This window comes from Niveispirillum sp., from assembly GCF_052437035.1.
GTDB lineage: Bacteria > Pseudomonadota > Alphaproteobacteria > Azospirillales > Azospirillaceae > Niveispirillum.
Map to the genome: position 1 here is coordinate 174003 of NZ_JBQVOH010000003.1, position 19412 is coordinate 193414.

The 19412-nt window shown below is 63.5% G+C and carries 13 protein-coding genes; 6 read left to right on the top strand and 7 right to left on the bottom strand.

Annotation, left to right across the window (positions count from 1 at the left end):
- Position 1: 1 nt before the first annotated feature.
- The 7 genes from ACT6Q8_RS10070 to ACT6Q8_RS10100 all read right to left on the bottom strand — a co-directional run bounded on the left by ACT6Q8_RS10070 (position 2) and on the right by ACT6Q8_RS10100 (position 11404).
- Positions 2-2119: a TonB-dependent siderophore receptor gene (locus ACT6Q8_RS10070; protein WP_444732321.1), complete on the bottom strand. Its 2118-nt coding sequence runs from the start codon at positions 2117-2119 to the stop codon at positions 2-4.
- A 232-nt stretch (positions 2120-2351) separates the two neighbouring features.
- Positions 2352-5300 carry a TonB-dependent receptor domain-containing protein gene (locus tag ACT6Q8_RS10075; RefSeq protein WP_444732320.1) on the bottom strand — a complete coding sequence of 983 codons (2949 nt, stop codon included), beginning with the start codon at positions 5298-5300 and terminating at the stop codon, positions 2352-2354.
- 92 nt (positions 5301-5392) lie between these two features.
- Positions 5393-6475 (bottom strand): alpha/beta hydrolase fold domain-containing protein, encoded by a 1083-nt coding sequence (locus ACT6Q8_RS10080; protein ID WP_444732319.1) that lies wholly within the window; start codon positions 6473-6475, stop codon positions 5393-5395.
- 175 nt (positions 6476-6650) lie between these two features.
- The gene (locus tag ACT6Q8_RS10085; protein WP_082371997.1) at positions 6651-7319 is read right to left on the bottom strand and encodes a TetR/AcrR family transcriptional regulator; all 669 of its coding nucleotides are present in this window, start codon (positions 7317-7319) and stop codon (positions 6651-6653) included.
- Positions 7320-7388: 69 nt separating this feature from the next.
- Entirely contained in the window at positions 7389-7871 is a 483-nt protein-coding gene (locus ACT6Q8_RS10090; protein ID WP_444732318.1) for a DUF3237 family protein, read from the bottom strand.
- A gap of 12 nt (positions 7872-7883) precedes the next feature.
- On the bottom strand, positions 7884-9464 hold the full coding sequence (locus ACT6Q8_RS10095; protein ID WP_444732317.1) for a carboxylesterase/lipase family protein: 1581 nt from the start codon (positions 9462-9464) through the stop codon (positions 7884-7886).
- 47 nt (positions 9465-9511) lie between these two features.
- Complete coding sequence (locus ACT6Q8_RS10100) at positions 9512-11404, bottom strand: bifunctional sugar phosphate isomerase/epimerase/4-hydroxyphenylpyruvate dioxygenase family protein (protein ID WP_444732316.1); 1893 nt, start codon at positions 11402-11404, stop codon at positions 9512-9514.
- 154 nt (positions 11405-11558) lie between these two features.
- Between ACT6Q8_RS10100 and aroQ the strand changes: the two genes are divergently transcribed.
- The 6 genes from aroQ to prpF all read left to right on the top strand — a co-directional run bounded on the left by aroQ (position 11559) and on the right by prpF (position 19407).
- Positions 11559-12023 carry a type II 3-dehydroquinate dehydratase gene (aroQ, locus tag ACT6Q8_RS10105; protein ID WP_444732315.1) on the top strand — a complete coding sequence of 155 codons (465 nt, stop codon included), beginning with the start codon at positions 11559-11561 and terminating at the stop codon, positions 12021-12023.
- The gene (locus ACT6Q8_RS10110) at positions 12020-12871 is read left to right on the top strand and encodes a shikimate dehydrogenase (protein WP_054166351.1); all 852 of its coding nucleotides are present in this window, start codon (positions 12020-12022) and stop codon (positions 12869-12871) included. The genes aroQ and ACT6Q8_RS10110 overlap by 4 nt, the downstream gene beginning before the upstream one ends.
- A 52-nt stretch (positions 12872-12923) precedes the next feature.
- A complete protein-coding gene (locus tag ACT6Q8_RS10115; protein ID WP_444732314.1) occupies positions 12924-14261 on the top strand; it encodes an MFS transporter in 1338 nt (445 codons plus the stop codon).
- Positions 14262-14391: 130 nt separating this feature from the next.
- Positions 14392-15555, top strand: coding sequence for a bifunctional 2-methylcitrate synthase/citrate synthase (prpC, locus tag ACT6Q8_RS10120; RefSeq protein WP_444732313.1), 1164 nt, complete (start codon positions 14392-14394; stop codon positions 15553-15555).
- A 37-nt stretch (positions 15556-15592) separates the two neighbouring features.
- On the top strand, positions 15593-18229 hold the full coding sequence (gene acnD, locus ACT6Q8_RS10125; RefSeq protein ID WP_444732312.1) for a Fe/S-dependent 2-methylisocitrate dehydratase AcnD: 2637 nt from the start codon (positions 15593-15595) through the stop codon (positions 18227-18229).
- The gene (gene prpF, locus ACT6Q8_RS10130; RefSeq protein ID WP_444732311.1) at positions 18229-19407 is read left to right on the top strand and encodes a 2-methylaconitate cis-trans isomerase PrpF; all 1179 of its coding nucleotides are present in this window, start codon (positions 18229-18231) and stop codon (positions 19405-19407) included. Before acnD ends, prpF begins: the two co-directional genes overlap by 1 nt.
- Positions 19408-19412: the final 5 nt, after the last annotated feature.

Here is a 19412-nt window from a genome sequence, read left to right on the forward strand (position 1 = left end):
TTTAGAAGGTCCGGCGCAGTTCGACGAACCAGGTGCGCGGCTCACCGGGGAAATGGCCGTTATGGGTGGTGAATCCCGACGCGGCATATTCCTTGTCGAACAGGTTCTTCACCCGGAACATCGCCTCTGCGAAGCCCAGATCCGTGATGATGGAGGCGTCGAAGATCGTATAGGGCTTCACCGTCTGGCCGTTCAGGCTGAGGCGCCTTGAGACATGTTCCCCACCAAAGGCGAAGCCGGTATCGATGGCCGGCACCTGATAGCGGGTCCAGAAGCCAACCTTGTGGCGCGGGGCATTGGCAAAGCGGTTGCCCACGGCATTGGTAAGGCTCTGCCCCGGCACCGTGCCCGTGATCTTGGTATCGTTATAGCCGTAATTGGCTGTGAACACCCAGTCGGGCGTGATATCGGCGGAAAGGTCCAGTTCCAGCCCCTTCGCTGTCACCTCGCCCACAGGGCTCAACTGGTTGACGCCATTGACGGGTGCCTTGGTGGTGTCGGTCTGCACCATGTTTTCGCGCACAATGCGGTAGATGGCGCCGTTGGCCTGGATGCGGCCACCCAGCAGCGCCGTCTTTACCCCAGCTTCCACCTGCCGGCCCGTTATCGGGTCAAAGGGACCGCCGGCATTTTCCGCCTGGCTGGCGATGGCCTGCGGTTCGAAACTGTTGGCGAAGCTGGCATAGAGAGACACTTCGTCGGTGGGCTTGTAGATCAGGCCCGTCCGCCATGTGTAGTCGCCATCGGAGAAGTCCGAGCCATTGACCCGGTTCACATCCTTGAAATGGTCGTAGCGGATGCCGGCCAGGGCGATCCAGTGCTGGCCCAGCCCCACCTGATCCTGCAGGTAGACGCCCTGGCGTTCGGCGCGCGTGTCCGTCCGGCTGAACGGCACATTGGACAGGTTGTAGGCGGCACCGGAGGTCAGGCCATAGACGCGGTTGGTCAGGCTGGCATCGGGCACGGGGCCGCCGGCATTGCTGGCGCGGGCGGTCCGCTGCAACAGGATCGCATCCTCGCGGTACCAGTCGCCACCGAACAGGAACTGGTGGTCCAGGCCTGCCAGTTCCGTGTCGGCGATGAAGTTGACGGCAGTGGCCAGGGCATCGCTGTCCCGCTTCTGGTCGCGGAATTCACGCCGGACCATGTCAAGGATACCGTCGCGGTTGCTGTCATAGGTGCCGCGCGGTTCGTGATATTGCTGCACCTCGTTGGATTTGAACCAGCGCACGCCGGCATCCATGCGGATGGCGTCGGTCAGCCGCGTATCCAGCTTGGCCTGCAGCACATCGGATTTCAGCTTCGAATAATCCGTCGGCTCATTATGGTTCCAGGTGATGGGGGCCAGATAGACGCCGTCGTCGGTGACGGGTATGCCGCGCAGGCGGTTGGCGGGCAGGTCCTGGTCATAATGGATGACCTGAAGCGTCAGCTTCGTCTCATCCGCCAGACGGATGCGCAGGCTGGCATCGCCGATCGCCGTCTCGTTACCGGCGCCGATCCGGAAACTGTCCATCTCCTCATAATAGGCGCCGACGCGGTAGGCGAAGCGGCCCTCCTCATCGATGGGACCCGTCACCTCCGCCGCACCGCCCAGACGGTCATAATTGCCGGCAAAGGCCCGCACCTCGCCCCGGAAATCGTCCTGGGGCGTCTTGGTGACATAATTCAGGGACCCGCCCGGTGCCGCCGGGCCGTACAGCATACCCGCCGGACCCTTCAGCACCTCCACCCGTTCGATGTTGAACAGCTGCGGTACGGCAAAGCCGATGAACGGGTCACCGCGCATCCCGTCATAATAGGCCTGTTCCTGGCGGAAGCCGCGGAAGGTGACGCCGGCATAGGTGAAGAAGGACAGGCCGGAAATGTTGCGGTACAGGTCTGTGACGTTGCGCGCGCCTAGATCCTTGATCAGTTCCGCGTTGATCACCTGTACCGACTGCGGGATGTCCAGGATGTTGGCGGGCACCTTGCCGATGGTGGTTCCTTCCACCCGGTACAGGCGCTGGACGCGGCCCGTGACGATGATTTCCTCCGTCATCGTTGCCGCCGGTTCCGCCATCGCGGCACCACCCATCAAAGTGGCGGCGCAAACGCCCATCATCCACCATGCCCGCATTTTTAGAACCCCCACTTGAAATTGCGAATAATTCGCAGATGCGATAGCGGGTGAAAGGCAGCGGGTCAACATGCATATGTGCGACACATGCATGCGCGCAGTTTCGACGGGGATGTATCCGATGCGTTTTCTGTTGCGGAAATGCAGACGGCGGCACAGGTGATATCCTGTGCCGCCGTCTGTGCGAGGGGGAATTGGGTCGCTGCTGATCTGGATCAGCAGCGACCATTCATCAGAACTTTGCCCGCAGGCCGACATAGTAGGAGCGGCCAACCGCGTCATAGACGGCGACATCGGTGCTGTTCTGTGAGCTGGCCACGATGGGCAGGCCACGGTCGAACAGGTTGGTGACGCCGGCGCGCAGTTCGATGCTCTCATTGACCCGGACATTGCCGAACAGGTCGAACAGGTTATAGGCCGGCACGCCGCGCGACGGGTTGGTGGGCGTGGTCACCGCCGTCACGTCGTCCATCGCCCCCTGATACCGCCAGCGCAGACCGACGCCGAACAGGTCGGAGCGGTAGCCGACGGTGGTCAGCGCCTTCCAGCGCGGCAGGGCGCGGCCCAGCGTGCTGGTATTCACATAATCCTGGAATGCGCTGCCGGGCAGGGTCTGGATATTGTAGTGGTTCACCCAGCCGATGACGGGCGTGACATAGATCTCGGCGCTGGGATCGCCGACATCGGCACCGATATCCGACAGGCTGGCCGACCAGTTGATCTGCACATCGATACCGTCGGTTTCCAGCCCGCCCAGGTTCAGGAAGGGCAGGCTGACATCCTGCAACTGACCCTGTGCATCGCGGGTCAGCAACTGGCAGAACTCGTTCGTCGCGGCATAGGTGGGGTTGGAACCGTCGAGATTGTAGCACTTGGACAGGGTGGTGAGGCCCGGCACGCCGGAGATCACCTCCTTGATCTTGATGTTGTAATAATCAACGGAGATGGTGGTGCCGCCATACCACGGGCTGTCGCCCGGCATGGTCAGGACGGTGCCGATATTGAACGTGTCGGCCTTTTCCGGGGTCAGGCCCAGATTGCCACGGATGGTGCCGCCGGTCGCCGTGGTGGGGAAGGTGTAGGTGTCGATGACGTTGGCCGGTACGCCCTGTGCGATGCAAAGGGCGCGGACCTGTGCCCCGCCTGCGCCCGTGCGGGCGATGGAGCGCACGTCGCAGGGATCACCGACAGAGGCCGGCGGTGTGCCGAACTGCACCTGCGTGCCCGTCGGCGGGGAGAACAGTTCCCCGATATTCGGCGCACGCACCGCCCGCTGATACGACCCGCGCAACATCAGCGCTTCAACGGGTTTCCAGCGCATGTCGCCTTCATAGGATTTGACGCTGCCCGTTGTGGAATAATCCGAATAGCGGGCGGCGGCACCGATGGCTAGTTCCTCTGCGAACTCCGCCCCGCTGATCAACGGGATATCCACCTGACCGGCAATTTCCTTCAGGTTGATATTGCCGCGTGCCGATGCCGAACCGGTCACCGCCTCGATATTCTGGGCGGCCAGATCGCTGTCGGGCGTAAAGCGATAGGTGTTGCGGCGGTAGGAGGCGAGCAACGCCACTTGCAACGGACCGGCGGGCAGTTCGACCACGGGGCCGGACAATTGCCCCTGCACCTGGCTCTGGGTCAGCTTTTCTGTGCTGAGCGCCGTCTTGGTCATATAGGTTTTGCAGGCGTCGGAGATGCGGGTGGAATTGCTGATCCCGAACGGGTTGAACCCGCCGGCGCACAGCGAATTGCCGCCATCCGCCGCGTTCAGCAGGTTCTGCACCTTGCTTTTCACGACGGCATTATACAGCGCCTGATCATGCAGGCTCTCGTCATAGGAGCTGTAGATATCCCATTTCCAGCTGCCGGCCAGATCGCCTTTCAGGCCCAGGGCAAACTGACTGACCTTGTACTGTTCGTCCCAGTTCTTGTCGGCGATACCGACATAACGCCCGTTCCAGGTGAAAGGCGCGTTGGGATTGGGGCGCGATGCCAGGATGGCGCGCAGGTCGGCGGGAATGAAGGGATTGGTGGTCGGGATCGTGGTCAGATTGCCGATCTGGGTCAGGCTGCCGCCGCTTTCCGTATTCACGACGCTATCGACATGCATGAACTGGCCATAGGCGGTGACGCCGTCGGCCACTTCATAATCGAAGGAACCGAAGGCGGTCTTGCGTTCCAGGGAGTTCTGGAACTGAACCTGCTGTCCCACGGGCATGCGGACATTGCCGGCGATAATGGCATAACCATTATCCGTCGGACCCTTGTAGTTCAGGGCACCCGTCTGCACGAACAGCGAACCGTCATTATTGAAGCCCAGGTTCAGCGTGCGGCCCACGGTGGAGGTAACGCCATATTTGGCAAAGACGCTGTTGATGGCGGCTTGGGTCGGCAGGTTGGCGGCGTTGGGCACATAGGTGCCGGTGCCGATGAAGGAGGAGGGGGTGACGAATTCGAAGAAGGAACGCTTGGACCCCTGCAGGCCCGGACGGTCCGTATAGCTGGCCGTCAGCATCATGTGGCCCTTGTCGTCGGCAAAGGCGCTGCCCAACGTGACGGACGCGGATTTCTTGAACACGTCGCCGCGTTCATCCTGACCGAACTGCACATCGGCGCGGACACCGTCAAAGGGCTGGATGGTCTTGAAATTGACCACGCCGGACATGGCGTCGGAACCATAGATGGCTGACGCACCGCCCGTGATCACATCGACGCTGCCGATGATGGCTTCGGGCAGGATGTTGATATCGACATTGCCGTTAATGTCCGACAGCGGCAGGCGCTTGCCGTTCAGCAGCACCAGATTGCGGTTGGAGCCAAGGCCGCGCAGGTTGAGGCTGGCGCGGCCACCGCCGCCCTGTCCGCCTGTGCTGGACGTGCCGGCGGCGGTGAAGGAAGGCAGCTGGTTCAGCGCCGCCTCAACCTCTACCTGGCCGCTTTCCTTGATGGATTCCGTCGATACGGTGGTGATGGGGCTGACCGCGACATTGTTGGGCCGCTGGATCAGGGAGCCGGTGACCACAATCTCTTCGATCAGCTCCGTCTTGCCAGCATCGGCCTGCTGTGCCAGCGCCGGGCATGCCAGCATCATGCCGGCGGCCAGCGACAGGGCCAGCGGCGAGGCCGTTTGCCGCAACAGGCCATGCACCGGCGGGCGCGTCTTGATCATCTTCTTGTCCACGTTTTCCTCCCCTTTTTGGCGTGCAGGGGTCACCGTTCCGGCAACGGCACGGGCCCCGGCTTTGCTTTTGCTGATTGTGCGACCGGTCCCCGTCAGCGGGGGCCGATTGCCGTCTGGATGAAATCAAGCGTGTCGGCCAGTGCCTGACGGCTGACCTCCACGGTGCGTTCGGGCTTTTCGGCGATCCAGCTATGGTTGGCACCGTCGAAAATGCGGGTCTTTACCGAGATATTGGCGGCGGCCAAAGCCGAGGCGAACCGGTCCTGCTGTGCCACCGGCACGACATTGTCGTCCCTTCCATGCAGCAGCAGGAAGGGCGGGTCCTTGGCATCGACATGCGCGATGGGCGAGGCCTGGCGCACCCGGTCAGCGTCACAGCCGCTACCCGTGCAGCCCAGGAACCGGCGCATAGGCTCCGTCGGCGGCGCATCCTTGTTCAGGTAGCTGGGCATGGTGGCCAGATCATAGATCCCGAACCAGGAGACGACCGCCTGTACACAATCCGACGCCTGTTCCACCCCGCCCGCACCCGTGGGGACGGTTTCAACGGTGGCGGGCCGGGCGGGGGCCGGTGCATCCTCTGCAAAGGCCGGGTCGGCGCAGCTGGCCCCCACCAGGGCCGCCAGATGACCGCCCGCCGACTGTCCCCAAGCGGCGAAACGGGTGGGATCGACACCGAACCGGGAACCATTGGCGCGCAGCCAGCGGATGGCGGATTTCACATCCTTGGCCGCAGCGGGGAACGGCGCCTCGCCGGAGAAACGGTAACTTACGGAGGCCACGACATAGCCCTGGGCCGCGATGGAGGCCAGAACCTTGGGCCAATCCTGGAAGGCCGCACTGCGGCGCGGGCCACCACCCATCCAGCCGCCGCCATGGATATAGACGATGACGGGCCGGGTCTTGCCATCCTGTCCCGCACCTGCCGGCAGGAACAGATCCAGCTTCAGCGGCCGGTAACCGGGCACGGTCTTATAGACCATATCCGGCATCCCCGTCACGCCACCGGCGAAGGGAACCGTGATGGTGGAAAAGGTATCTGCCCCCACCTGCTGTACCGAGGCGCCGACAGCGGCACTGGCCGCGACATCGGCGCCACCGGCATGGGCCACAGGCCCGATGGCCATGGCCGACAGGCACAGGAACGCGGATATGGCGGTGACGGAACGCTTCATTCTTCCCCCCGACCCTTATTTTTGATTTTGCGGGTCCCGACGGACGATGCCAGACGGCCCGACTTTTCTTTCGATGGAGTTAATGTACGAAACAGTTCGTACGTCGTCAATTGTGTTTGTTATGCCGCAGTGCGTTTCTTTGCGGATGCTGGAAATCCGTTATGGGGAGCGCCTTTCAGCCCTTGCGGCACCAGGTCATGACGATCTCCACCACCTGTTCCTTGCGTCGTGCCGCAGCCTCTTCGGACCCCAGCTCGTACCCGAAGATGGTGGAGAAGGTGTAGCGGTTGGAGACGTTGTAGAAGCTGAGCGCGCTGATGGTCATGTGCAGCTCGACCGGGTCGATATCCGCCCGGAACAGCCCTTCGGCCACGCCCTTGTCCAGAATGGCCTTCAGGCCCTGGATCACATGCTGGCTGCGGCGCTTGATGCCGTCGACATTGCCGATGAACGACCCGTGCAGGATGTTTTCGTTCATCACCAGCCGGACGAATTCCGGGTTCTTGAAATGGTGGTCGAAGGTCAGGCGGATATGGGCCTTCAATGCCTCTTCCGCGCCGACATCCAGGATGGGCAGGGCCGCCTCCGAATCACGGATGGCGATATATTCCTGTTCCAGGACAGCCTGATACAGCCCTTCCTTCGATCCGAAATGGTAATAGATCATCCGCTTGGACGTGTCGGTCTTTTCCGCGATCTCGTCGATGCGGGCACCCATCAGGCCCTTGTCAGCGAATTCGCGGCGGGCCACGGCCAGGATATTGGCCTTGGTCTCATCGGCTTCGGCGGCGCGGGGATTGCGGGCCGGGGTTGCCGATTTCGACTTGGGCGCCGGGGCGTTCATGGATGATCCGTTGGATGATGGAGGTGCGGGGCCACAGGATAATGCGGCCCCGCGCGTTTTGAAGCGAATTCAGCCTTCCGCCGCAAAGACACTGATGATCACGGCCCCGCCGCTGGGCACGGGCGTGATCCTGCCCACGAAAATGCGGCGGTTCAGCCATTCGTATTTGCCGGCGGGCGCGTGGAAGGCCGGCACCGTCATCAGGTAACGCGGGTCGGGGACCGACAGGCCCTTGTTATGCACAATGATGACGGCGCCATCATCGGTGCGCAGGGAATAGAGCGCCTCGATCTCCCGCACGCCGTCGGGTCGGTCGATCTGCCAGTCGGCACCGCCGGCCATGACCTCCCCCTTGATCCCATCACCCGTGAAGGTGCCGCCGGTGATGGGGATGAAGCGGCGCTTGCCATGGTCGCTCACCCCCACCTCCACCGCCGGATCGACGGTGACGCGGGCCTGCAGAACCAGACGCAGGCCGGGCGTGGGGACCGGTTCATAGGCCTGGATGGTTGTGGGACAGAGCAGTATCAGCAGCAGAAGCAGGTATTTCATCTCGGCCCTCCCTCAATCCCGCACGCGCGGCGTGCTGGCGGGGGGCGGGGGTGGTGCTTCCCACCCGGCCAGCAGGTCCAACGTGGAATAGTGCGGCCAGTCCGCCACCCGCACCTGTTCGCCCAGTTCCATCAGGCGCGGCTTCTTCGGATCGAAACGCGGCCAGTCGGGTGACGGGGCGGCTCCCTTGGCGAAGGACAGCAGCATGGATTGCATCTGGGTGGCGAGGTCCATATCCACCGGTTCCCAGTCGCGGGTGCGGCGGAACAGGTTCAGCGCGTTCAGCGTACCCAGCCAATAAGGCACGTCGCCGGTATGATAGGCGCCCACGGTCGCCGGATCATGGTCGGCGAAGCGGATGCCCGGCGTGTAGGGATGGCGGCGCGTGAACAGCCAGACATAGGCCGGCTGCGTCTGCGCGCGTGCCCAGGCCGCGACCTGGCGGCCCACGGTGGCGTCACGCTGGATATCGGTGATGGCGCGGGAAATGCCGCCTGTATCCTTGACGGCATAGGCCTTCAGTATTTTGTCTGCGACGCTGGGGAAGGATTGCCGGATCAGCGCCTCATAGGCGGGCAGATCAGTGGCACTGCCCAGCGTGCGGAAGCTTTCATCGCGGGTGAAGCCGATCATCACCGGCACGTCACTATGCCCGTCCGTCTTCATCGCCTGATCGGCCGGCAGCGGCAGCACCTTGCCGTCCAGAACGATGGGGGAGCGGCGGGGCAAGGGCGTGGCGATGATCCGGTCGCCGGCCACCGCGCGCATGTCGGCCAGGGAGCCGGCCTTCAGCGCGTCCTGCAACCGCTTGCCGTCCGCCTCCGCATCGGCGAGCGGGATGGGCGGCAGCAGGGCACTGAACGGGCTTCCGCTCATCCCCACGGCACGGTGGAACAGGCCCTTGGCCTCCGGACTGGCCATCAGCAGGCCGATGGACATCGATCCCGCCGATTGCCCCACCAGGGTGACATTGCCGGGATCGCCACCAAAGCCCGCGATATTGTCGCGGACCCAGCGCAAACCCTGGATCTGGTCCATCAGCCCGTAATTGCCGGAATGTCCCCCGCCTTCCGCCGTCAGTTCGGGATGGGCCAGAAAGCCCAGCGTGCCGACACGGTAGGAAAGGGCGACATAGACCACGCCCTGCTTTGCCAGAAACTCCCCGGAATAGTTGGGCATGCTGGCGGAGCCGACATTGAACGCCCCGCCATAGATCCAGACCATCACCGGATAGGGCTTGCCCGCCGGCGCCGGTTCTTTAGGTGCCCAGACATTCAGGTACAGGCAATCCTCGCTGATCGCCTCATGCCCGAAATAATGGTTGATGGTGGAACCACGCATGGGTTGCAGGCACATGGGCGCGAAACGGTCGGCATGCAGCACACCGTTCCAGCCCTGTACCGGCTGCGGCGGGCGCCAGCGCAGATCGCGCAGGGGCGGGGCGGCGAACGGCACTCCCAGAAAGGCGTTGACGCCGCTGTCCAGCAATTTGCCCTCAATCACACCGCCATCGACCTTCACGGTCTGGGCGGATGCCATAACGGGCAGGGACAGGCAGGCAACGCCCAGCAGCAGGCGGGACCAGATGGACATGTTTCCTCCGTGATTCTGTTGCTTTTAGTGGGCGCTGTTCCGCGCCTTCAATAAACGGTGTCGGTGTTGAATCGGGACTGCGCCGCCAGTCGGACAGCGGCATTGGCGGCGCCGTACGCGTCGTACCCGCGCCGTTCCACGAATTCGAAGAAGAAGCGTTTCGCGAAGGCGCGGGAGTAAAGCTGGAAGAACTCCGCCTCGTCGGTCCGGTCATAGAGGATGTCATGTGCCGCCATCCGTTCCACCAGATCGGGGTCCAGGCCGAACCGCGCCTCGATATCATCATAGTAATTGCGCGGGATGGGGAGGCGTTCCAGCCCGCGTTCCTGCAACGCCTTTGCGGTCGCAAATATATCGCCGGTGGCCAGCGCCACATGCTGCACGCCCGCACCCAGATAATGGTTCAGGAAGCGCGATGTCAGGGTCTGTGCCGCCGCAGAGCCGTTCAGAGTCACACGGAACGAACGGTCGCCATTCTCGATCGCCTGACTATGGACGATGCCCAGCGGATCGGCGATTTCGAGCTGCGGCGTCTTGGTCACGTCGAACAGCGCGAAATAATAGAGCAGCCAGGACAGAAATTCCTCATACCCCATGGCCTGGGCGATATGGTCGATGCGGCTCAGGCCAACGCCGGGCACCGGCACCTCTGTCAGCGGCACGAAGTCATTGCGCCAGACCTGTTCCTGGGTCCCGTCCTCGATGAAATAGATCAGGCTGCCGCCCACCCCGCGCACGCAGGGAATATCCATTTCCCCCGGTCCCACGGCCTGGGCGAAGCGGGGGATGCGCAGGCTGTCGGCACGGTCCAGCGCCGCCGGCACATCATGCACCCGCAGGGCCAGTGCACAGACTGACGCGCCATGCACGATGGAATGGCTGTGGGCAAAGCCCTCCGTCTCTCCATTCAGGACGATGTTGATGTCGCCCTGACGCCAGCGGGTGACGGCCTTGCTGATATGCCGCCCCACCGGTTCAAAACCCATGGTGGCCAGCATGGCGCCCAGCGGCCCCGCCTCTTCCTCCGTTGCGGCGAATTCGATGAATTCTACGCCACGCACATCAATGCGCGGAGGCATGGTGGCGGGCCGCTTTAGCCGGGCCAGCGCCTCATCCTCCACCAGTTTCAGCGAGCGATAGCCATCCAGGGCGATGCCGGAGGCGGAGCCGGCGCGGAACCGGTCGTTGAAAATCTCCAGCGACAGCGGCCCGCGATAGCCTATGGCGATCAGCGCCTTCACATAATCGGTGATGGGCAGGTCGCCTTGGCCCGGCATATTGCGGAAATGCCGGCTCCAGTACAGGTGATCCATGTCCAGGCGCGGGGCGTCGGCAATCTGCACGATGAACAGCTTGGCCGGATCGATGTCGCGGATGCTGTCGATGGGCACATTGCGGGCCAGGGAATGGAAACTGTCCAGGATCAGGCCGATATTCGGATGGTTGACACGGTGGACAATGTCCCAGGCGTCGCGGTGATCATGCACATGCCGACCCCAGGCCAGCGCCTCATACCCCACGCGCAACCCCTGCGCTGCGGCCAGTTCGCCCAGGTCGCGGAAATCATCCACGATGCGCCCGCGTTCCGGCAGCGATTGCGGCGAGACGTTGGAACAGACCAGCAGCAGGTCGGTACCCAGTTCCGCCATCACATCGAACTTGCGCAGCATCCGTTCGAAGGTGCGGGTGCGCAGGGTGCCGGGCATGCCCTCAAAATCGCGGAAGGGCTGAAACATGGTGATGGTCAGACCCAGATCGGCCGCGATGCGCCGCACATCGGCGGGGCGTCCATCGAATGTCAGAAGGTCGTTCTCGAAAATCTCGACACCGCTGAACCCGGCCGCCGCCGCCGCTTCGAGCTTGCCGGTCAGGGTGCCACTGATCGACACGGTCGCGATGGATTTGGCCAGGCCGCCGGTCGGCAATTCCGCCCGTTCCATATGCCCCTCCCTTCTCGTGATTGCTGCTGATTATCGGGTCGTTGAAAGACGTGCCTTGACGTGAACGTACTATTTCGTACACATTCACGCAACGGCCAATCCCATGGGCCGATCAACGACAAACACCGCCTCTCACCGGGCGCAGGGGGGAATTTTGCCGGACCCTGTGGAACGAAAGCCTGTTCACATCCTGAACGGGCCCAATCTGAATTTGCTGGGCACGCGGGAGCCGGAAAAGTACGGTCGCCGCACCCTCGCCGATATCGAGGATAGCTGCCGCCAGCATGCGCAGTCGCTGGGCCTGTCGGTCATCTGCCGGCAGAGTAACCATGAAGGCGCGCTGATCGACTGGATCCACACGGCGCGCGGGCAAGCGGCGGGGATCATCATCAATCCCGGCGCCTACACCCACACCTCGGTCGCTATCATGGATGCGCTGCTGGCCTGCGCCGTTCCGGTGGTGGAGGTGCATCTGACCAACATTCACCGGCGGGAAGCCTTCCGCCACCATTCCTACGTCTCGCTGGCGGCGACGGGTGTCATTTGCGGCCTTGGTGCCGATGGATATCTGGCCGCCCTCACCTTTCTCGGCAACAGCCTGGGGAACAGCCCATCATGAGCGGGAAATCCATCCTCGCGGGCCTGATCGGGTCGGGGATACAGGCATCCCTGACACCGCGCATGCATGAACAGGAGGGGGCGCGTCAGGGCCTCCGCTACGTCTATCGCCTGATCGACCTGAAACAGTTGGGTCTGGATGTGACGGCCTTGCCCGATCTGGTGGCGGGCGCGCAGCGGTTCGGCTTCAACGGCCTGAACATCACCCACCCCTGCAAGCAGGCGGTGATCCCGCTGCTGGACGAATTGTCACCCGAAGCCGCCGCCATCGGTGCCGTCAACACTGTCGTCCTGAAGGACGGGCGTAAGACTGGCCACAATACCGACTGGTGGGGTTTCGCCGAGGGGTTCCGGCGTGGCCTGCCTGATGCCGATCTGCGCCATGTGGTGCAATTGGGTGCGGGTGGGGCCGGGGCCGCCGTCGGCTATGCGTTGCTACGGCTGGGTGCCGAACGCCTGTCGATCTTCGACGTGCAGTTGGCGCGGGCCACGGAGCTGGCTGACCGTCTGAACAGCCTGTTCGGGGAAGGGCGCGCCAGGGCCGTGCAGTCACCGGATGCGGTGCTGCCCCACGCCCATGGTCTGGTGAACACCACGCCGCGCGGCATGGCCGACTATCCGGGCCTGCCAGTGGGACAAGGGCTGCTGCGCCCCGACCTCTGGGTGGCGGAGATCATCTATTTCCCCATCGAGACGGAACTGCTGCGCACGGCCCGCCAGCTTGGCTGCCGCACGCTGGATGGTGGCGGCATGGCCTTGTTCCAGGCGGTGGGCGCCTTCCAGCTGTTTACCGGCATCGAACCGAATGCCGGTGACATGGGGGCGGATTTCAAGGCAATGCTGGGATAAGCAAAGCGGAGTGGCCCGATAGAAGGCCATGCGCGGTGCAGGGAGGAAAAGAATGTCGAACAAGCCGGGCCACAAGACCGACCGGGCCAGCGCCGAATTCCAGGCGCGTGTCGCCGCCCTGGAGGCGGCTCCCATGGGGCGCACGCGCCTGATCGTGGTGCTGCTCTGTTTTGTCCTGAACCTGCTGGACGGGGTGGATGTGGTGCTGCTGACCTATGCGGCACCAGTCATCGCCCAGGAATGGGGGCTGAAGGATGGGGCGCTGGGCATTGTGCTGACGGCTAGCCTGCTGGGCACGGCCTTCGGATCGATGCTGATGGGGCCGGTGGCCGACATGATCGGCCGGCGCAAGGTGGTGCTGATCGCCATCACCCTGATCGGTTCCGGCATGCTGCTGGCGGCCACGGCCCATGACATGGTGATGCTGGCCGTCTGGCGGGTGCTGACGGGGGTGGGTATCGGTGCCATCCTGGCCTCCATGGCCTCCATAACCTCGGAATTCTCGAATGCCCGGCTGCGCAGCTTCTGGGTTGCGTTCCTGCAGGCCGGTTGGCCAATCGGGGCCATCATCACGGGCTTTGCGTCCGCCGTCTTGATCCAGGCCTATGGCTGGAAGCCTTTGTTTGTCGGATCGGGCATGCTGTCGGTCATCATCCTGCCGGTTGTCGCCTGGCTGATGCCGGAATCATTGCAGTTCCTGGCCAAACAGGATGCGCCCGACCGGTTGGCGCGCATGAACCGTCTTCTGGAGAAACTGGGTCAGCCGGCCCTGAACGAAGCGCCGCCGCTGTCGGCCAAGCGTGGGGTGAAACTGTCTGCCCTGTTCGAGGGGCATCTGGCCCGCTCCACCCCCGCCTTGTGGCTGGGTATGACCATGGGCTGGGCCGGGCTTTACTTCCTGATCAGCTGGATCCCCCGCATCGCCGTCAATGCCGGCCTGCCGCTGGATCAGGCCATCATGGCGGGTGCCACCTTCAATATCGGCGCTTTCATCGGCAGTGCGGGCATCGGCCTTCTGGCGACCCGGTTGCCGTTGAACCGGCTGATCCCTGGGTTCCTGGGTGCTGCGACCCTGGCGATGCTGCTGTTCGGCTGGGTCTCCCTGCCGATCATGGCAACCTTCGCCACCATCCTGGTCCTGGGTGTGCTGGTACAGGGCGGGTTCAACGCCTTCTACCCAATGGCGGCACAGCTTTATCCCACGGAAATCCGCACCACAGGCATCGGCACCGCCATGGCCGTGGGTCGCAGCGGCGCCATCCTGGGTCCGCTGGCGGCGGGTTACCTGATGCAGAACGGTACCGATCGCGGCATGCTGTTCCTGATCTATGCGGTACCACTGGCCATCGCGGCCCTGGCGGCATGGCGGGTTGCGTCCAAGCCGTCATGAGGGGCGCCTTCACAACATTCACCGATTAACAGGTTTTTCGCGGCGGATATTCACCATTTCAGCCATTCACCAGACGGGGGCGTTCCCGCGATGATGCGCCATCACGCACATCAAGAACAGGAAACGCCCCATGAGTGCAGCAGTGGCCGAGACCGTATCCGCGTTCAAGCCGAAGAAATCCGTGGCCCTGTCGGGTGTCACGGCCGGCAATACTGCCCTTTGCACCGTTGGCAAATCCGGCAATGATCTGCATTATCGGGGCTATGACATCCTCGAAATCGCGGAGCGGTGCGAGTTCGAGGAGGTGGCCCATCTGCTGATCCATGGCAAGCTGCCGACGGCGGCGGAGCTGAAAGCCTACAAGGCCCGGCTGCGCGCCATGCGTGGCCTGCCGACCAATGTCCGGCAGGCGCTGGAATGCCTGCCCGCATCGGCGCATCCGATGGATGTCATGCGTACCGGCGTCTCGGCCCTGGGCTGTGCCCTGCCGGAAAAGGATGATCACAACATCCCCGGCGCGCGTGACATTGCCGACCGGCTGATGGCTTCGCTGGGGTCGATGCTGCTCTACTGGTATCATTGGTCCACGAATGGCAAGCGCATCGATGTCGATACCGATGATGACAGTATCGGCGCGCATTTCCTGCATCTGCTGCATGGTACGAAGCCATCCGCGCTGTGGGAGCGGGCGATGCATACATCCCTGATCCTTTATGCTGAGCATGAGTTCAATGCCTCGACCTTCGCAGGCCGGGTGATCGCGGGCACGGGATCAGACATGTATTCCGCCGTGACCGGCGCCATCGGCGCCCTTCGTGGTCCCAAGCATGGCGGCGCCAACGAGGTGGCGTTCGAAATCCAGAAGCGCTACGACAATCCCGACGAGGCGGAAGCCGATATCCGCGCGCGGCTAGAGCGTAAAGAGGTGGTGATCGGCTTCGGTCACCCGGTTTACACCGTCTGCGACCCCCGCAATGAAATCATCAAGCGGGTGGCCCACCAGCTTTCCACGCAAGCGGGTTCCACCAAGATGTTTGACATCGCCGCCCGGCTGGAGGCTGTGATGTGGGACGTGAAGCGGATGTTCCCGAACCTGGACTGGTTCAGCGCCGTTTCATATCACATGATGGGCGTGCCCACGGCGATGTTCACGCCCCTGTTCGTGATCGCCCGCACCTCCGGCTGGGCGGCCCATATCATCGAACAACGCCTCGACAACCGCATCATCCGGCCAAGCGCTAATTATGTCGGCCCTGAAGACCGCGCCTTCGTACCCCTGGACCAGCGGTCCTGACCGTACCGTCACAGGCTGGTTTAAGATCGGAAGTGCCATGAATAGTGATTATCGCAAACCGCTGCCCGGTACCGGGCTTGACTATTTCGATGCGCCTGCCGCCGTGGACGCCATCCGTGCGGGGGCGTGGGCGGGTCTGCCTTATGTTTCCCGCATCCTTGCCGAACAGCTGGTGCGCCGCTGTGATCCATCCCTGCTGACCGCAGCCCTGCGTCAACTGGTGGAGCGGCGGCGGGACATGGATTTCCCCTGGTATCCGGCCCGTGTCGTCTGTCACGACATTCTGGGCCAGACGGCGCTGGTCGATCTGGCGGGGCTGCGCGATGCTATCGCGGAACAGGGGGGTGATCCGTCGCGCGTGAACCCGGTGGTGCCGACACAACTGATCGTCGATCATTCACTGGCTGTGGAACATGCCGGCTTCGACCCGGACGCGTTCGCCAAGAACCGCGCCATAGAGGACCGGCGCAATGAGGACCGTTTCCATTTCATCGAATGGGCACGGCACGCGTTCGAGAATGTCGACGTGATCCCCGCCGGCAACGGCATCATGCACCAGATCAATCTGGAGAAGATGTCACCCGTCATCCAGGTGCGCGACGGGGTGGCCTTTCCCGACACCTGTGTCGGCACTGACAGCCACACCCCGCATGTGGACGCGCTGGGCGTTGTTGCCATCGGCGTCGGCGGGTTGGAGGCGGAAACGGTGATGCTGGGCCGCGCGTCGATGATGCGGTTGCCCGATATTGTTGGCATCCGGCTGACGGGACAGTGCCAGCCGGGCATCACCGCCACCGACATTGTCCTGGCGCTGACATCCTTTCTGCGCGGTGCGCGCGTGGTTGGTGCCTGGCTGGAATTCTTCGGGGAGGGGGCGGATGGCCTGTCCATCGGCGACCGGGCCACGATTTCCAACATGTGCCCTGAATATGGCGCCACAGCCGCCCTGTTCCATATCGACCGGCAGACCATCGATTATCTGCGCCTGACCGGGCGGGAACCGGCACAGTTGGCGCTGGTCGAAACCTATGCCAGGACGCTGGGCCTGTGGGCGGATGCCCTGCGGACGGCGGAATATGAACGGGTTCTGGAATTCGACCTGTCAGGTGTCGTCCGCGCCATGGCCGGCCCGTCCAATCCACACCGGCATCTGCCGACCACGGCATTGGCTGAACGCGGCATCGCCGGGAACCTTGGCCAGGCATTAGCACAGGAACAGGGCGGGCTGCTGCCCGATGGCGCCGTCATCATCGCGGCCATCACCAGTTGCACCAACACGTCCAACCCGCGCAATGTGGTGGCCGCCGGCTTGCTGGCCCGCAAGGCCAATGCCCTGGGACTGCTGCGCAAGCCATGGGTCAAAAGCTCCTTTGCACCGGGGTCCAAGGTGGCGCGGCTCTATCTGGAAGAGGCGGGCCTGCTGACGGAGCTGGAGAGGCTTGGTTTCGGAATCGTCGCCTATGCCTGCACCACCTGCAACGGCATGTCGGGCGCGCTGGACCCGGCCATCCAGCGTGAGATCGTGGCACGCGACCTGTACACCACCGCCGTTCTGTCCGGTAACCGCAATTTCGATGGCCGTATCCATCCCTATGCGAAACAGGCCTTCCTGGCCTCGCCGCCGCTGGTCGTCGCCTATGCGATTGCCGGCACGGTGCGTTTCGATATTGAACGGGATGTGCTGGGTACCGGCCCCGATGGCAATCCGGTCACGCTGAAGGACCTATGGCCCAGCGATGCGGAGATTGATGCCGTCGTGGCCGCCAGTGTCAGGCCCGAACAGTTCCGGCAGATCTATGAACCCATGTTCGGCGCGGGCCGGAAAGCGGTCACGAAGGTCAGCCCGCTTTATGATTGGCGACCGCAATCGACCTATATCCGCCGCCCCCCCTACTGGGATAAGGATGGGATTGGGGCACTGGCCGCCCATCCCCGGACGTTGAAGGATATGCGGCCGCTGGCCATCTTGCCCGACAATATCACCACCGATCATCTGTCTCCGTCCAACGCCATCCTGGCCCATTCCGCCGCCGGCGAATATCTGGCGCGGATGGGCGTGCTGGAGGAGGATTTCAATTCCTACGCCACCCATCGCGGCGACCACCTGACTGCGCTGCGCGCCACCTTCGCCAACCCACAGCTGGTCAATGAAATGGCGGTCGTAGATGGGGTGGTAAAAAAGGGATCGCTGGCTCGTCTGGAACCCGACGGCACGGTCATGCGGATGTGGGAGGTGATCGAGACCTATCTGGACCGTCGCCACCCCCTGATCATCATCGCCGGCACCGATTACGGCCAGGGATCCAGCCGCGACTGGGCCGCCAAGGGCGTGCGGCTGGCGGGGGTGGAGGTGATCGTGGCCGAGGGGTTTGAGCGCATCCACCGCACCAACCTGATCGGCATGGGCGTCCTGCCGGTGGAGTTCAAACCGGGCACGACGCGCCTGACCCTGGGTCTGGATGGCACGGAACTTTACGATGTCGCGGGCGACCGCCGGCCCCGTGCCGACCTGACCCTCACCATCCGCCGCCGCAACGGGGAACGGATGGAGGTTCCGGTCACCTGCTGTCTGGATACCGAAGAAGAAGTGTCGATCTATGAGGCGGGCGGTGTTCTGCAGCGCTTTGCCCAGGATTTCCTGGCCGCGCAGAACCTGCAGAAGGAGGCGGTCTGATGTCGGACACCCCCCAGGTGCGCATTCCCGCCACCTACATGCGCGGCGGCACCAGCAAGGGCGTATTCTTTCGGCTGGACGACCTGCCGGAACCCTGCCGCGTGCCGGGCACTGCCCGCGACCGCCTGTTTCTGCGGGTGATCGGCAGCCCCGACCCCTATGGTCAGCAGATCGACGGCATGGGCGGCGCCACCTCCAGCACCAGTAAATGCGTGATCCTGTCGAAAAGCACGCGTTCCGGCCAAGATGTGGATTATCTCTACGGTCAGGTCGCCATCGACAGTGCCTTTGTCGACTGGTCGGGCAATTGCGGCAACCTGTCCACGGCAGCGGGTGCCTTTGCCATCCATGCCGGCCTGATCGACCCTGCGCTTGTCCCGGAGGATGGCATCTGCACGGTGCGTATCTGGCAGGCCAATATCGGCAAGAGCATCATCGCCCATGTGCCTGTCGCTGGTGGCAAGGTGCAGGAAACCGGCGGTTTCATGATGGATGGCGTCACCTTTCCGGCGGCAGAGATCGTGCTGGAATTCCTGGACCCGGCGGAGGCGGGCGATGCCCTGTTCCCAACCGGGAACCCTGTCGATGAGCTGGACTTTGAGGGGCGGCGGCTGAATGCCACCCTGATTAATGCCGGCATCCCCACGATTTTCGTGAATGCCGCCGATATCGGCTTTCGCGGTACGGAATTGCAGGGTGACATCAACAAGGACCGGGAGGCGCTGGCCCGGATGGAGGCGTTGCGCACCGTCGGCGCCCTGCGCATGGGCCTGATCCGCGACGCGGGTGAGGCGGCCCGCCGCCAGCATACGCCCAAGATCGCCTTTATCGCCCCGCCCGCCGATTATGTGTCTTCCAGCGGCAAGGCCGTGCAGGCGGGTGAGATCGACCTTCTGGTCCGCGCCCTGTCGATGGGCAAGCTGCACCATGCCATGATGGGCACCGCGTCGGTCGCCATCGCGACCGCGGCTGCCATTCCCGGTACCCTGGTCAATCTGTCGGCGGGCGGCGGCACCCGCAATGAAGTGTGTTTCGGCCATCCGTCCGGCACCCTGCGCGTCGGGGCCGAAGCGGCCCTGATTGATAGCCGATGGCAGGTGACCAAGGCGGTGATGAGCCGCAGCGCCCGCATCCTGATGGAAGGCTGGGTGCGCGTCCCCGCCCGCATATTTGAATGATTGAA

Bases quoted from the DNA above. Each gene is read 5' to 3' on its own strand.
- ACT6Q8_RS10070 (WP_444732321.1), bottom strand. From the start codon at position 2,119: ATGCGGGCATGGTGGATGATGGGCGTTTGCGCCGCCACTTTGATGGGT.
- ACT6Q8_RS10080 (WP_444732319.1), bottom strand. From the start codon at position 6,475: ATGAAGCGTTCCGTCACCGCCATATCCGCGTTCCTGTGCCTGTCGGCC.
- ACT6Q8_RS10085 (WP_082371997.1), bottom strand. From the start codon at position 7,319: ATGAACGCCCCGGCGCCCAAGTCGAAATCGGCAACCCCGGCCCGCAAT.
- ACT6Q8_RS10090 (WP_444732318.1), bottom strand. From the start codon at position 7,871: ATGAAATACCTGCTTCTGCTGCTGATACTGCTCTGTCCCACAACCATC.
- ACT6Q8_RS10095 (WP_444732317.1), bottom strand. From the start codon at position 9,464: ATGTCCATCTGGTCCCGCCTGCTGCTGGGCGTTGCCTGCCTGTCCCTG.
- ACT6Q8_RS10100 (WP_444732316.1), bottom strand. From the start codon at position 11,404: ATGGAACGGGCGGAATTGCCGACCGGCGGCCTGGCCAAATCCATCGCG.
- ACT6Q8_RS10110 (WP_054166351.1), top strand. From the start codon at position 12,020: ATGAGCGGGAAATCCATCCTCGCGGGCCTGATCGGGTCGGGGATACAG.
- ACT6Q8_RS10115 (WP_444732314.1), top strand. From the start codon at position 12,924: ATGTCGAACAAGCCGGGCCACAAGACCGACCGGGCCAGCGCCGAATTC.
- prpC (WP_444732313.1), top strand. From the start codon at position 14,392: ATGAGTGCAGCAGTGGCCGAGACCGTATCCGCGTTCAAGCCGAAGAAA.
- acnD (WP_444732312.1), top strand. From the start codon at position 15,593: ATGAATAGTGATTATCGCAAACCGCTGCCCGGTACCGGGCTTGACTAT.
- prpF (WP_444732311.1), top strand. From the start codon at position 18,229: ATGTCGGACACCCCCCAGGTGCGCATTCCCGCCACCTACATGCGCGGC.